This is a genomic window from Pseudarthrobacter sp. NPDC058329 (assembly GCF_042879835.1).
Classification (GTDB): domain Bacteria; phylum Actinomycetota; class Actinomycetes; order Actinomycetales; family Micrococcaceae; genus Arthrobacter.
This window is the reverse complement of record NZ_JBHVZR010000001.1, coordinates 36,651-50,422: the sequence shown is the minus strand read 5'-3', so window position 1 is coordinate 50,422 and position 13,772 is coordinate 36,651. Positions and strand designations below refer to the sequence as shown.

At 66.3% G+C, this 13,772-nt stretch carries 14 protein-coding genes; 4 read left to right on the top strand and 10 right to left on the bottom strand.

Annotated elements, in window-relative coordinates; genetic code table 11:
• Nucleotides 1-58: 58 nt before the first annotated feature.
• Nucleotides 59-1,231 (top strand): acyl-CoA dehydrogenase family protein, encoded by a 1,173-nt coding sequence (locus ACFVYC_RS00240; RefSeq protein ID WP_387547051.1) that lies wholly within the window; start codon nucleotides 59-61, stop codon nucleotides 1,229-1,231.
• 24 nt (nucleotides 1,232-1,255) lie between these two features.
• On the opposite strand, the gene ACFVYC_RS00235 is transcribed toward ACFVYC_RS00240, so the two are convergent.
• From ACFVYC_RS00235 to ACFVYC_RS00200, 8 genes are read right to left on the bottom strand one after another with little or no spacing between them, the layout of a single operon-like run.
• Nucleotides 1,256-1,723 (bottom strand): alpha/beta fold hydrolase, encoded by a 468-nt coding sequence (locus ACFVYC_RS00235; protein ID WP_387545348.1) that lies wholly within the window; start codon nucleotides 1,721-1,723, stop codon nucleotides 1,256-1,258.
• Nucleotides 1,654-2,052, bottom strand: a complete 399-nt coding sequence (locus ACFVYC_RS00230; protein WP_387545346.1) for an alpha/beta fold hydrolase — start codon at nucleotides 2,050-2,052, stop codon at nucleotides 1,654-1,656. Before ACFVYC_RS00230 ends, ACFVYC_RS00235 begins: the two co-directional genes overlap by 70 nt.
• Before the next feature lie 32 nt (nucleotides 2,053-2,084).
• On the bottom strand, nucleotides 2,085-2,774 hold the full coding sequence (locus ACFVYC_RS00225) for an SDR family oxidoreductase (protein ID WP_387547048.1): 690 nt from the start codon (nucleotides 2,772-2,774) through the stop codon (nucleotides 2,085-2,087).
• Complete coding sequence (locus ACFVYC_RS00220; protein WP_387545345.1) at nucleotides 2,719-4,305, bottom strand: MFS transporter; 1,587 nt, start codon at nucleotides 4,303-4,305, stop codon at nucleotides 2,719-2,721. The genes ACFVYC_RS00225 and ACFVYC_RS00220 overlap by 56 nt, the downstream gene beginning before the upstream one ends.
• On the bottom strand, nucleotides 4,302-4,811 hold the full coding sequence (locus ACFVYC_RS00215) for a winged helix-turn-helix transcriptional regulator (RefSeq protein WP_387545343.1): 510 nt from the start codon (nucleotides 4,809-4,811) through the stop codon (nucleotides 4,302-4,304). The genes ACFVYC_RS00220 and ACFVYC_RS00215 overlap by 4 nt, the downstream gene beginning before the upstream one ends.
• Before the next feature lie 46 nt (nucleotides 4,812-4,857).
• Nucleotides 4,858-6,021 carry a cystathionine gamma-synthase gene (locus ACFVYC_RS00210; RefSeq protein WP_387545341.1) on the bottom strand — a complete coding sequence of 388 codons (1,164 nt, stop codon included), beginning with the start codon at nucleotides 6,019-6,021 and terminating at the stop codon, nucleotides 4,858-4,860.
• A 27-nt stretch (nucleotides 6,022-6,048) separates the two neighbouring features.
• A complete protein-coding gene (locus ACFVYC_RS00205) occupies nucleotides 6,049-7,434 on the bottom strand; it encodes a cystathionine beta-synthase (protein WP_387545338.1) in 1,386 nt (461 codons plus the stop codon).
• A gap of 42 nt (nucleotides 7,435-7,476) precedes the next feature.
• Nucleotides 7,477-7,869, bottom strand: a complete 393-nt coding sequence (locus tag ACFVYC_RS00200; protein WP_387545335.1) for a VOC family protein — start codon at nucleotides 7,867-7,869, stop codon at nucleotides 7,477-7,479.
• 132 nt (nucleotides 7,870-8,001) lie between these two features.
• Here ACFVYC_RS00200 and ACFVYC_RS00195 point away from each other — a divergent pair, with 132 nt between their 5' ends.
• From ACFVYC_RS00195 to ACFVYC_RS00185, 3 genes are all read left to right on the top strand, one after another.
• Entirely contained in the window at nucleotides 8,002-8,985 is a 984-nt protein-coding gene (locus ACFVYC_RS00195) for a DNA-3-methyladenine glycosylase family protein (protein ID WP_387545334.1), read from the top strand.
• Nucleotides 8,986-9,104: 119 nt separating this feature from the next.
• Nucleotides 9,105-10,073: an ATP-binding cassette domain-containing protein gene (locus ACFVYC_RS00190; protein WP_387545332.1), complete on the top strand. Its 969-nt coding sequence runs from the start codon at nucleotides 9,105-9,107 to the stop codon at nucleotides 10,071-10,073.
• Nucleotides 10,073-10,882 carry an ABC transporter permease gene (locus ACFVYC_RS00185; RefSeq protein WP_387545329.1) on the top strand — a complete coding sequence of 270 codons (810 nt, stop codon included), beginning with the start codon at nucleotides 10,073-10,075 and terminating at the stop codon, nucleotides 10,880-10,882. The genes ACFVYC_RS00190 and ACFVYC_RS00185 overlap by 1 nt, the downstream gene beginning before the upstream one ends.
• A gap of 90 nt (nucleotides 10,883-10,972) precedes the next feature.
• On the opposite strand, the gene ACFVYC_RS00180 is transcribed toward ACFVYC_RS00185, so the two are convergent.
• Nucleotides 10,973-11,890: a hypothetical protein gene (locus tag ACFVYC_RS00180; protein WP_387545328.1), complete on the bottom strand. Its 918-nt coding sequence runs from the start codon at nucleotides 11,888-11,890 to the stop codon at nucleotides 10,973-10,975.
• A gap of 131 nt (nucleotides 11,891-12,021) precedes the next feature.
• Nucleotides 12,022-13,713, bottom strand: coding sequence for an AMP-binding protein (locus ACFVYC_RS00175; protein ID WP_387545327.1), 1,692 nt, complete (start codon nucleotides 13,711-13,713; stop codon nucleotides 12,022-12,024).
• Nucleotides 13,714-13,772 lie beyond the last annotated feature (59 nt).

Genomic DNA, 13,772 nt, shown 5'->3' with positions numbered 1-13,772 from the left:
GACCGATCCTGCTGATCCCTTCGCCGCTGACCTTCCGGATGTCCCGGAAGAACCCGCTATGCCGGATCCCTCAGATGTCCTGGCCCTTAATTCCTTGCTAACCCCGGATGAACTGGCCCTGCGGCAGAAGGTCCGTGACTTCACCGACCAGCGCATCAGGCCGGACGTCGCCGCCTGGTATGAGGAGGCGGTCTTTCCCCTGGATCTGGCCCCGGAACTGGGTGAGCTCGGGGTCCTGGGGATGCACCTGAAGGGCTACGGCTGCCCGGGCCGGTCCGCCGTCGAATACGGCCTGGCCGCGATGGAACTGGAGGCGGGTGATTCCGGAATCCGCACATTCGTTTCGGTGCAGGGTTCGCTGGCCATGACCGCCATCCACACTTGGGGAACAGAGGAGCAGAAGCAGGAGTGGCTCCCCCGCATGGCCGCCGGTGAGATCATCGGATGCTTCGCACTGACCGAGCCCGCGGCAGGTTCGGATCCTTCGTCCATGACCACCTTTGCGCGAAGGGACGGGAGCGGCCCGGGTGCCGGCTGGGTGCTGAACGGCGCCAAGCGCTGGATCGGGCTGGCCTCGGTGGCGGGGGTCATGGTGGTGTGGGCCATGACCGACGACGGCGTGCACGGATTCCTGGTGCCTTCGGGAACACCCGGCATGACCGCCACGCCCATCCGGCAGAAGCTGTCGATGCGTGCCTCCATCCAGTGTGACGTGGTGTTCGACGACGTCCGGCTGGGTCCGGAGGCCCTGCTCCCTGCGGCGCGCGGCCTGCGCGGCCCGTTCACCTGCCTGAACGAAGCACGGTACGGCATCGCCTGGGGTGCCATGGGTGCTGCCCGGGATTCCTACCAGGCAGCACTGGCGTACTCGCAGGAGCGGCTCCAGTTCGGCAAGCCGCTAGCCGGTTACCAGCTGACCCAGGAAAAGCTGGTCAACATGGTGGTGGAGATCCAGAAGGGCACACTGCTGGCGCTGCATTTGGGCCGGCTCAAGGATGCCGGTGTCCTGCGGCCGGAGCAGATCTCGCTGGGCAAGCTGAACAATGTGCGTGAAGCCCTCACGATTGCCCGTGAGGCCCGGTCCGTCCTGGGCGGTAACGGGATAACGCTGGACTACCCGCCGCTGCGGCACGCAGCCAACCTGGAGTCGGTGCGCACCTATGAGGGCACCGACGAAGTCCACACCCTGATCCTCGGCCAGCACATCACCGGCCTAGGCGCCTTCCGCTGAACCACTCGCAATCCAGCCGACGCTTTAGCTTAGGACCTGCAGGAAGCGCCGGACCTCTGCGTTGAACGCTTCCGGCGCCTCAGCAAAAACCAGGTGCCCGGCGCCGGGAATCACCGTAAGCGCTGCTCCCGGAATCTGCCGGTGGAGCCCGCGTGCCACAGGCAGCGGCGAGCGCTGGTCGTCTTCGCCATGGAGCAGGAGGGTGGGAACGGCAACTGTGGGCAGGAGGTCACGGTAGTCGGCGCGCCCGCTTGCGCTGAGTAATGCCCGCAAGCCCGCCGGGTGGACATCACGCATGATGCCGGCAACTTCGGCGACCACCGCAGGATCACTTCCCGCCGTGAACAGGGTGGGCAGCCACTCGGCAACGAACCTTTCCGGCGGCTCCCCGATTTCCGCCTCCACCATGGCAATCCGGCGGTCTACTTCTTCGGGCGGCAGCGACCCGGCCCAGCCGGCATACGCCGACACCAGCACCAACGATGCCGGCACGTCCGGTAACCCCTGTACAACTCCAGCGCCACCATGGAACCCCAGGACACTCCCAACACGTGCGGCTTTACGGCCCCGCCTGTAACTTGCTCGACAAACCCGGCGGCCAGAAGCCCCAGGTCCCGGGCCGACAGGTCAGGGGCAGGATCATCGGACCGGCCGCAACCGGGGGCGTCCCAGGCAATCACGGTGAAGTCGCCGGCGAGGCCTTCCAATTGGTGCCGCCAGATTCTGCTGTCCTCACCGACGCCGTGGAAGAGGACCAGGGGCGGACCGCTGCCCGTCCGCTGGAAGGCAATCCTGATTCCGGCGACCTCAACGGCGTCCATATCCGCGATTCTAGGACAACCGCGGTGGGACGTCAGGCCGAAAAACCGCCGTCGGACTTGATGAGCTGGCCGGAGACCCAGCGGCCGGCGGGTGAGAGCAGGAACGCGACTGTACCGGCGACGTCGGCAGGGGTGCCCAGCCGACCCGTCGGCTGGCGGGACAGGACTGCTGAGCGGACCCCGTCATCCATCCATCCTGTGTCCACCGGGCCGGGGTTCAGGACGTTCGCCGAGATGCCCAGCGGGCCCAGCTCGCGGGCGGCGGCAATCACGATCCTGTCCAGCGCCCCCTTCGACGCGCCGTAGGGAAGGTTGAACGCTGTGTGGTCACTGGTCAGCGCAACGATCGCGCCGCCGTCGTCCGTCACCTGCCGGGCGAAGGCGGCAATCAGCTGCCAGCTTGCCCGCGTGTTGACGGCAAAGTGACGCTCAAAGGACTCCAGGCCGGTGTCCAGGATTCCGGAATCCACGGACTCGGCATGGCTGAGCACCAGGCCCTTTAGCGGCCCGGCCAGCCTCACCGCTTCGGCCAGCAACTGCTCGGCGGTGCCAGGGTCTTCGAGGTCGGCGGGCAGGGTGTGGACGCGCGCGCCGATGGCTTCCAGCTCCGCAGTCAGGCGCACGACGTCGTCCGGCTCGCTTCCCCACGGCATGCGGGCGTCGTAGTCATGCCAGTAAGCCAGGACCAGGTCCCAGCCTTCTGCAGCAAGCTGGCGGGCGATGCCGGCGCCGATCGACGCGAGCCGGCCTGCACCCGTGATCAGTGCGGCGTTCCGGACGGGGCCTTCGGAAGGGGTTTCCATCCGACCAGCGTACTGGCCCGTCCGCTGCGCCCAGGTCAGGCGGAAACCCCCGCGGGGGCGGGCTCCCCGGTGCTGCGGTGCTGCGGTGCTTTCGGATGGTGGCGCTGATGACCGCCGCGATGGTACACATGGCTGCCGCGCCGAACCAGGCATAGGTGTACTGGCCGGTGGCATCCCTGATGGCGCCGGCGCCCAGTGCTGCCGCGGCCGCTCCGAGCTGGTGGGCCGCAAATACCCAGCCGAACACCACGCTGCCGTCCGCGCCGAAGGTTTCCCGGCATATGGCCGCCGTTGGGGGCACCGTGGCCACCCAGTCGAGGCCGTAAATCACCACAAAGACGATCATGCTGGGCTGGACTTCGGCGCTCAGCAGCAGGGGGAGCACCAGCAGGCCGATCCCGCGGAACTGGTAGTAGACGGCCAGCAGGATCCGGGGGTTGAACCGGTCGGTCAGCCAGCCGGAGGCGATGGTGCCCACGATGTCGAAAATACCGACGACGGCGAGCAGTCCCGCTGCTGTAGTCTCAGCCATGCCGTGGTCGTGCGCGGAGGGAATGAAGTGGGTGCCGATCAGGCCGTTGGTGGTGGCGCCGCAGATGGCGAACCCGGCCACCAAAGCCCAGAACGTCCGCACGCGGCTGGCCCTCTTGAGGACCTGCAGCGCACGCACCGCGGCGTTACTGCGGGGACCGGCGTCCGGGGCCGGGGGCGCGGGCAGGGTTCCGCCGGCAGGTGCGCCCTCCCCGTAAGGCAGCACGCCGACGTCGGCCGGGGAGTTCTTGAGGAACTTCAACACCAGCGGGACCACGGCCAGGGCGCCGGCGGCGATCAGCAGTGACGCCTGCCGCCATCCCGGATCCTGGGCCAGCATGGCGATAAACGGCAGGAAAACCAGTTGGCCGGCTGCACTGCCCGCCGTCAGGATGCCGATCACCAGCCCGCGGCTCTTGACGAACCACGTGTTGGCAATGGTGGCGGCGAAGACCAGCGCCATGGAACCGGTGCCGAGCCCGATCAGCAGGCCCCAGGTCAGCAGGATCTGCCATGCCTGGTTCACCAGCACGGTGAGGGCACTGCCAGCACCAATGAGCACCAGCGCGGTTGCGGTTACTGCCCGGATGCCAAACCGCTCCATCAAAGCAGCTGCGAACGGCGCCGTCAGCCCAAAGAGGACCAGGTTGATGCTGACCGCTGCCGACAATACAGTGGTGGACCAGCCGAACTCCTGCTGCAGCGGCACCATCAGGACCCCGGGGGCTGCGCGGAAACCGGCGGCACCCACCAAGGCGAGGAAGGCTACGGCGGCGACGATCCAGGCGGGGTGGAAGCGCCTGGGCCGCGGGTCAGGCGCAGGGACGCCGGCGGACGCGTCGCTGCCAGGTCTGTCGCCAAGGCCGGGGCTGGCTTCCGCACCTGTGGCAGTTCGGTTATCGATCCTGTCGGCGCTCACGCTGCTGCTCCCGTCCCGGCCGCGGCGGTGGCAAGTTCCACCGGGGACGTTGTCCTGGTCTGGCTGTGCCAGCTTGTAGTGGCCGCAGTCAGCCGTTGTCCGCACGCGGTGCAGGTATCCGCGGAGCTGGTGCGCTGCCCGCAGCCGCGGTGAATGACGAACATGTGCGCCTGCTCCGTGGGCGCCGGGAGGTGCTTCTCGGACCAGAGGGTGACCGCATTCAGCACCGGAAGGGCGTCCTCGCCCTTCTCCGTGAGGACGTACTCGCTCCTGGTGCGGCCGCCGTCGTCGTACGCCTTTTTGATGAGCAGCCCTGAGTCCACCAGGCCCGCCAGGCGCCTGGTGAGCACGGAATCGGCCACTTCGAGCCGGGCCTTCATGGCGTCAAAGCGGCCGTTGCCGAAGAACACCTCCCGGAGCACCAGGATGGTCCAGGGATCGCCAAGGATGTCCAGGCCGCGGGCCATGCTGCAGTTGCGCCGGGACCAGTCAGATCGAAGTGCCATACCGGCACCGTACCTGACTTTCTTCAAGAAAGCCAGCTTCCTGAAGTCAGGGGATGGAGGTGAACGCCTGCTCCAGGTCCGCCACCAGGTCCTCCACGTCCTCGATGCCACAGGAGAGGCGGAGCAGGTTCACCGGAACCGCCAGTTCGGTGCCTTTGACCGACGCGTGGGTCATCTCGGACGGGTAGTTCATCAACGATTCAATGCCGCCCAGGGACTCGGCCAGGGTGAACACCGACGTGGATTCAGCAACCTTCCGGGCAGCGGCTTCACCGCCCTTGAACTGCACTGACACCATGCCACCGAAGCTTCGCATCTGCTTCCTGGCAAGCTCGTGCCCGGGATGGGACGGCAGCCCCGGGTACAGGACGGCTTCCACCTCGGGGCGTTCCAACAGCCATTCCGCCACGGCCTGGCCATTGAGGCTGTGCCGGTCCATCCGCACGCCAAGTGTCTTCAGGCCGCGCGTGGTGAGGAAGGCATCCATCGGCCCCGAAACAGCGCCCACGGCAAACTGCACAAAACCGATTTTTTCGGCCAGCTCAGCGTCCTTGACCACCACGGCCCCGCCCACCACGTCCGAATGCCCGCCGATGTACTTGGTGGTGGAGTGCACCACGATGTCCGCGCCCAGCGCCAGCGGCGTCTGCAGGTAGGGCGACGCGAAGGTGTTGTCCACCACCAGGAGGGCACCGGCGTCGTGGGCCACCGCGGCGAGCGCCTCGATGTCGGTGATCTTCATCAGCGGGTTGGACGGTGTTTCCACCCAGACGAAGCGGGTCTTGTTGGCGGCAACTGCCTTGGTGACGGCGTCGAGGTCGGCCATGTCCACCGGGGTGTTGCCGATCCCCCAGCCGCCCAGTACCCGGCTGATCAGCCGGTAGGTTCCGCCGTAGGCGTCGTTGCCCAGCACAATATGGTCGCCGGGCCGGGTCAGCGCCCGGATGAGCGAGTCCTCAGCCGCCAGCCCGGAACTGAAGCTGTAGGCGGAGGTTCCGCCTTCCAGCGCGGCGAGCTGTTCCTGCAGTGCGTCCCTCGTGGGATTGCCGCCGCGGCCGTATTCATAGCCGTCGCGGAGTCCGCCGATGCCGTCCTGCGCGTAGGTGGAGCTGAAGTGCAGCGGCGGCACCACCGCACCGGTGCGGGGCTCGAAGGCCTGGCCGGCGTGGACGGCGCGGGTGTTGAAACCTTGGTTCTGCGAGGCGGACATAATGCTCCTTGTGTCGGGGGAAGCAGGTCAGTTGCTGAGGTAGGCCAGGAGGTCGTGGCGGGTGAGGATGCCTACGGGTGCGCCCACGAACGTGACCATCACGGTGTCCACATCCGAGAGCAGCTCCCGGGCGGCCGAGATGGTTTCGAGCGAGCCGATGACCGGCAGCTTCGGGCCCATGTGCTCGGAAATCTTGTCCGTGAGCTTGGCCTCGCCGCGGAACAGCTTGGCCGTGAGGGTGCGCTCATCCACTGCGCCGAGCACCTCGCCCATCACCACCGGAGGCTCCTGGGACAGGACCGGGATGTGGCTGACGCCGAACTCATTCATGATGTTGATGACGTCGCGGACGGACTCGTTCGGGTGGATGTGCACCAGGTCCGGCAGCTCGCCGTTCTTGGAACTGATGACCTCGCCCACCGAGGTCTCCTCGCCGCCCGACAGGAAACCGTAGGACCGCATCCACTGGTCATTGAAGATTTTGGCCAGGTAACCGCGGCCTGAGTCGGGAAGGATCACGACGACGACGGCTGACTCGGGCAGGCCCCGCGCCGCCTGCAGCGCGGCCACCACGGCCATGCCCGAGGATCCACCCACCAGCAGGCCCTCCTCGCGGGCGAGGCGGCGCGTCATGGCGAACGAGTCGGCGTCGGTAACGGCGATGACCTGGTCCGGGACGGACTTGTCGTAGTTCGCCGGCCACATGTCCTCCCCCACGCCTTCGACGAAGTAGGGGCGCCCGGTGCCGCCCGAGTAGACCGAGCCTTCCGGGTCTGCACCGATGATCCGGACCACCCCGCCGTCGGACGCCGGCCGGTCAGCCGAGACTTCCTTGAGGTACCGGCCTGTGCCGGTGATGGTGCCGCCGGTGCCGGCGCCGATGATGCAGTGGGTGATCCTGCCGTCGGTATCACGCCAGATCTCCGGGCCGGTGGTCAGGTAGTGGCTGCCGGGCGCTGCGGGGTTGGAGAACTGGTCCGGCTTGTACGCACCCGGCGTCTCCCGGACCAGCCGGTCCGAGACGCCGTAGTAGCTTTGCGGGCTGTCCGGCGGCACGGCGGTAGGCGTCACCACCACTTCGGCTCCGTAGGCTTCAAGGACGGCGCGTTTGTCCTCGCCCACCTTGTCCGGCACCACAAAGATGCACTTATAGCCCTTTTGCTGGGCCACCAGCGCCAGGCCCACGCCCGTATTGCCGGAGGTGGGTTCAATGATGGTGCCGCCGGGCTTCAGCCTGCCGTCCCGCTCGGCATCTTCAATCATCTTGACCGCGATGCGGTCCTTGATGGAGCCGCCCGGGTTCACGTACTCCAGTTTGACCAGGACTGTGGCTTTGATGCCCTCCGTCACGTGGTTGAGCTTGATGAGCGGGGTATTGCCGATGAGGTCCAGGACGGACTGGGCGTACTTCATGAGTACAAAGCTACCGCTTTCGCAGGCGCCGGCCCCCGCCGTTCAGCTCCCGGCCGAGGAATCTGTCTGCCAGAGGCCCATGATGTTGCCTTCGGTGTCCTTGAAATAGGCGTAATACCCCATGCCGGGAACGGCATCCTTCGCCTGGGCCACCGACCCGCCAGCGGATTCGACCTGCGCCAGGGCGGCGTCCAGGTCCTCCACATCGATGGTGATGATGGGTGTCCTGAGGTTGTCCGTGCGCGGAAACAGGGCACCGTTAATGGCACCTGGCGCGCTGGGCATCCCTGTTTGTTCGTCCGATGGCGTGGTGACGGCCACGGTGTAATCCATCTCCTGCATGGGGCTCAGGTTCCAGCCAAACGCGCTTTCGTAAAAGGTGTTGGCGCGTTCTTTGTCGTCGGTGGGGATCTCGAAATGAACAACTCCAGCCACTGCATGCTCCTTTGGATGCGAGGGGAAGGCGCGGACGCCCCGCGCCACACGTTGGAGTCTAGTCCCGGCACCCGTGGCCCGTAAGGGGGCTCCGGAACCTCCTTTGTCGGCGCCCCGTGGGACGATTGCTGTATGACGATCGCAGAGGCACCCCCGCGGCTGGCGGCGGCCGCGGATGCCTCGCTCCGGTGGTATCCGGGCGGCCCCTATGACCTGGCCCGGACCCTCGGCCCGCTCCTGCGCGGCAACAGCGATCCGTCCTTCAGTGTCCAGGGCGGTGTTATCTGGAATGCCTTCACCACCGCGGAGGGCCCGGCCACGGTCAGGTTCAATCCGGCCGGCGGCGCCGGGTTGGAGCCCTGGGTGGACGTCCAGGCGTGGGGTCCCGGCGCCGGCGCTGCCATCGAGTCAGTTCCGCGGCTCCTCGGGGCGCAGGATGACTGGCACGGCTTTGACGAGCCCGCATTCCACGCCACACTCCCCCGTATGGTCCGGGAGGCACGACGCCGGAGCCTGGCCCTGCGGCTTCCGTCCAGCGGGCGGGTGGTGGACCAACTCTTGCCCATCATCCTGGAGCAAAAAGTGACAGTGATTGAGGCACGCCGGGCCTACCGTTACCTCCTGCACCGCTACGGCTCCCCCGCACCGCAGGCCGGTTCCCTGGCTCCTGCCGGGCTGGTACTGGCACCCACCGCAGCCCAATGGCTGCAGGTCCCCAGCTGGGAGTGGCACAGGGCCGGAGTGGGGCCGCAGCGCTCGGCCACGGTCATGCGGGCGCTGCGGTCCGCCGTCGCGCTTGAACGGCTGGCAGGGCTGCCGGCCCTGGAAGCTGCAACGAAGATGCAGGCCATTCCGGGCATCGGCATCTGGACCGCGGCGGAGGTAGTGCAGCGCACGCATGGCTGCCCGGACTCCATCTCGGTGGGCGATTATCACCTGGCCGCCTACGTCGGGGCTGCGCTGACGGGGCAGCGGACGGACGACGCCGGCATGCTCCGCCTGCTCGCTCCATGGCAGGGGCACCGCCAGCGCGTGGTGCGGATGATCCAAAGCAGCGGCTTCCGCAAACCCACGTTCGGCCCCCGCATGACCATCCAGGACCACCGCCGGCACTGACACCGCGGACCGGATGATCCACCGCGGTTTTCCCGTGGACTCGCACTGGCGATGGGTATAGCGTGGCGCTGGGAGCCCGTTCCAGAGCCCTCGGTAAAGCCGAATCCCCTGGAGTCACCATGATCCACACGGACAAACTGACTAAGACCTTCACCGTCAAGAAGGAAACAGTGGAAGCCGTCAAGGGCGTCAACATCGACGTTGCCCCCGGCGAGCTGGTGGCATTCCTTGGGCCGAACGGCGCCGGCAAGTCAACCACGCTGCGCATGCTCACCACCTTGCTGCGGCCCACGTCGGGGACCGCCTCCGTGGCCGGCGTGGACGTCACGGCCGACCCCGCCGGGGTCCGGGCGAGAATCGGCTACATCGGCCAGGGCAACGGCGGCGGCCACAGCTTCCGGGTCATTGACGAACTGGTGATGCAGGGACGCTTTTACGGCATGAACTCCGCGGACGCCATGGCCCGGGCCCAGGAGCTCCTGAAATCCCTGGACCTGGCGGACCTCGCAAAGCGCACCGTCATCAAACTGTCCGGCGGGCAGCGGCGCAGGATGGACGTGGCGCTGGGCCTGATGCATTCCCCGCGGCTGCTCTTCCTCGACGAACCCTCTACGGGGATGGATCCACAGAACCGCGCCAATCTGTGGGAGCACATCATGCGGATGCGCGAGGAACACGGCACCACGATCGTCCTGACCACGCACTACATGGACGAGGCGGACTCCATGTCCGAGCGGGTCATCATCATCGACCACGGCAGCATCATCGCCGACGACACTGCCGCCCGGCTCAAGGCAAATCTCGCAGGCGACCTGCTCGCCGTCGAGGTCGCAGCGGGCAGCGCCTCCGGGGTGCGCGGGCTGCTGGGGCGCGCCGCGGCCGACGGTGAGGTCAACGAAAATGCGTACGACGGCGTGGTCCGCTTCCGCCTCCGGCTCCCCGAGGGCGCCCGGCTGGCTCCCGCGCTCCTGAAGGAAATGCACGACGCCGGCGCTCCCGCCCAGTCCCTGGAACTGAAGCCGCCAACGCTGGACGACGTATTCCTCGAACTCACCGGACGCAACCTGAGGGAAGGGGCAAACCGCTGATGGCCATCCAAACCTCCAGCACCGAGGTCCGGGAAAAGCCCGGCCTGGGCCAGGTGCTGCACGACACCCGATTTGTGTTTTGGCGCGAGATGCTGCTGCCGCTCCGCGACCCGTTTTCGTTGATCTTTTCGCTGATCCAGCCGCTGGTGTTCCTGGGGCTGTTCGGCCCGTTGCTGGGCGCTGCCGTGGGCGCCCCTGCCTTCGGGGGCCAGTCAACGCTGCAGTGGTTCCTGCCGGGTGTGGTGGTGATGATTGCGCTGTTCGGCACCTCCATGACCGGCTCGAACCTGCAGTACGAGCTGATGACGGGCTCGTACGAGCGGATCCTCGCCACGCCGTTGTCCCGGTCCTCGCTGATGATAGGCCGTGCCCTGAAGGAGTGGGCGCCGCTGGTGGTCCAGGGTCTCTTGATCGCCGTGGTCTGCATCCCGTTCGGTTTCGTCTTCTACCCGCTGCACGTGCTGTTTGGGCTGGTGATCCTGGGGATCTTCGGGATCGGACTGGGCGCGCTGTCCTATGCGCTGGCGCTCGTTTCGCAAAACAAGGAGTGGATCTTCTGGGGCGTGCAGCAGACGCTGCTTTTCCCGCTGATGATCCTTTCCGGGATCATGCTTCCCATCGAGGCCGGACCGGCGTGGATGAAGACTGCCAGCCTGTTCAACCCGCTGACCTACCTGGTAAACGCAGAGCGCGAGCTGTTTGCGGGCAGCGTCGGAGCCGACACCCTCCTGGGCCTGCTCGCCGCCTCGGCGACCGCCGCCGTCGGACTTGTTATTGGTGTGAAGGCCATCAACCGGAACATCAAATAGCGCGCTGTTGCACGTCGGCACGGCCAACGCGGGGTCACTTCTGGCCCAATAACGAACCATTTTTGGGCGAAAAGTGACCCCGCGTCCGCATCAACGCGAACGCCGCGCGTGTTTGATTCTGGCAACAAGCTGCAGAAAGCCATCGGCAAGATCGTCAGCGTTCGGCTTGAAGTAAAACCATCCTGCGTTGATGAAGGCCTCGTCGCGCCGGTTATCGCGTGTCTGCTGTTCCCTTGACCGGTGATGGGCGCCGTCATACTGCACAGCGATCCGGTGCTTCCGGTAGCCAAGGTCGGCAGCGGGCGAAAAGGGATTGTGCGGATCCAGCTGAAGCTGCAACTCCGGTTCCGGCAGGTGTGCATCCAGCAGCGCCATGCGAAGGAATGTCTCAGGGAAGGAGTCGGATCCCACCCGCATCTCGTCGAGTGCCAGACGCGCCTTTTCCACGCCCTTCATATTGGGGTGCTGCCGGATCATGAGGCGAAGTTCTTCCTTGCTGGCGTACGGGATGGTGCGGAACTCCAGTCCCGGTCGCGGTACCCGAATCAGCTGGTCCCCTTGGGCAATCACGAACCGGAGCGGCAGTTCATGTGCCAGGTCGAGCCACGTCCGCGCGGGGGTGGTGACTGGAATGCCGTCAATTTCTGTCACTTCCCCAGGGATCACGTGAACCCGGTGGCCGATGACTCCCGTCCGCCTGACACGGGGCAGCCCATGTGGCTTGCTCAAATGAATCAATGGCTCCTTGTCCATCCAGGACGGTACGTCCAGCCCGTTCAGGTGCGCGGCTGTCCGGTGGGAAACCCAGGCATTCGGTGTCGCAGTGGCCAGGATCCGGGCACGCTCAGCCAGGGCAGGCTCCATCCCAGCGTGTTGCCGGATCAGCCGTCCGCCCGATCGTAGATCCTTGGCCCGCAGACGCTTGGATGCCACTTCAAGGTCCCGAGCTTGGTAGATCGTGAAAGGCAGCTTGGCGAGCTGGGCGGGCAGCGGCTTGGCATTAACCATGCCACCAAGTCTGCACTCCGGCGGGGCGGCCATCGCGGGTTATCCACAGGCCCGGATCAGGCCCGGAATTCGGGGTCACTTTTGGCCCCATAAAGCGCAATTATTGGGCCGGATGTGACCCCGCATTGGAGTCAGAGCCCGAGCCTGGCCACGGCTTCCTCCCGCATCTCCACCTTCCGGACCTTCCCGGACACGGTCATGGGGAAGCTCGCCCGGACGTCCACGTAGCGGGGAATTTTGTAGTGGGCGAGCTTGCCCCGGCAGAAATCCGCAACAGCAGCGGTATCCAGCGGGTCGGCGCCGGGCTTCAGGATGATGCACGCCATCAGTTCCTCCCCGTACTTGGTGTCGGGCACGCCGATCACCTGCACGTCCTCGATGGACGGATGCGTATAAAGGAACTCCTCGATCTCGCGGGGGTAGATGTTCTCGCCGCCCCGGATCACCATGTCCTTGATGCGGCCCTCCACCACCACGTAGCCGTCTTCATCCATCCGGGCGAGGTCACCGGTGTGCATCCAGCCTTCAGGGTCGATGGTCTCTGCGGTTTTATCCGGCTGGTTCCAGTACCCGTCCATCACCGCGTAGCCCCGGGTGCACAACTCCCCGATCTGCCCGCGCTCGAGGTTGTCCCCCGTACCCGGGTCCACGATTTTGCTCTCCAAATGCGGCATGGTCCGGCCCACGGTTTCCGTGCGGTGCTGCAGGGTGTCACCGTCCCTGGTCATGGTGGACACCGGCGATGTCTCGGTCATCCCGTAGCAAATGGCCACATCCCTCATGTTCATCTCCGAAATGACCCGGTTCATCACCTCGATGGGACACAAGGATCCGGCCATCACGCCGGTGCGGAGGGTGGACAGGTCGTAGGAGGCAAAGTCGGGCAGGGCGAGCTCGGCGATGAACATGGTGGGCACGCCGTACAGGGAGGTGCCGCCGAAGTCCTGGACCGCTTCCAGGGCTGCGGCGGGGTTGAAGCCCCGGCTTGGGATGATGGTGGCAGCGCCGTGGCTGAGCGCGTTCAGGTTGCCGATCACCATCCCGAAGCAGTGGTAGAACGGCACCGGGATCACCACCCGGTCATGCTCGGTGTAGCCCAGCAGCTCCCCGATGGAGTAGCCGTTGTTCAGGATGTTGTGGTGGGTCAGCGTTGCGCCCTTCGGGAAACCCGTGGTCCCGGAGGTGTACTGCAGGTTGATGGGTTCGCGCGGGCTGAGCTCAGCCATGCGGGCCTTCAGGCCGGAATGCCCGACGTCGTCCGCGCGCTTCAGCAGCTCAGCGTACGTCAGCTCGGAGTCACTCAGGGGGATGGCGCCGTCGTACTCTTTCCCTCCGGGCCCTTCCCCGCCCGGTGCCGGCAGGAACACAAGTTCACGCAGGGCCGGGCACTCTGCGAGCGCCCGGCGTGCCATGCCCACGTAATCGCTGTTCCGGTCCGAGGGGGCCGTGACCAGCATCCGCATGCCGCTCTGCTTCACCACGAAATCCAGTTCGTGGCTGCGGTAGGAGGGATTGACGTTGACCAGGATGGCACCGGCCTTGGCGGTGGCGTACTGGAGGAGCGTCCACTCGGCGCAGTTGGGGCTCCAGATCCCCACCCGGTCGCCCTTGGCGACGCCCAGGGCAAGCAGTGCGCGGGCGAGCCGGTCGACGTCGTCGTTCATCTTGGTGTAACTCCAGCGCCTCGCGTCCGCACCCAGTACCGGGGCGGCCTCGATCAGCGCATCGTGGAAAGGAAACCTGGCCACCACCCGCTCAAAGTTCCCGCCGATGGTTTCCTCAAGAAGCGGAACGTCAGTGTCCCCGGCTATGTAAGCACGCATGAGGGCACGCTACCAAGCGCCCCCCGGCAAGAGAAGCGCAACAGTCCGGCGGCGGGCGT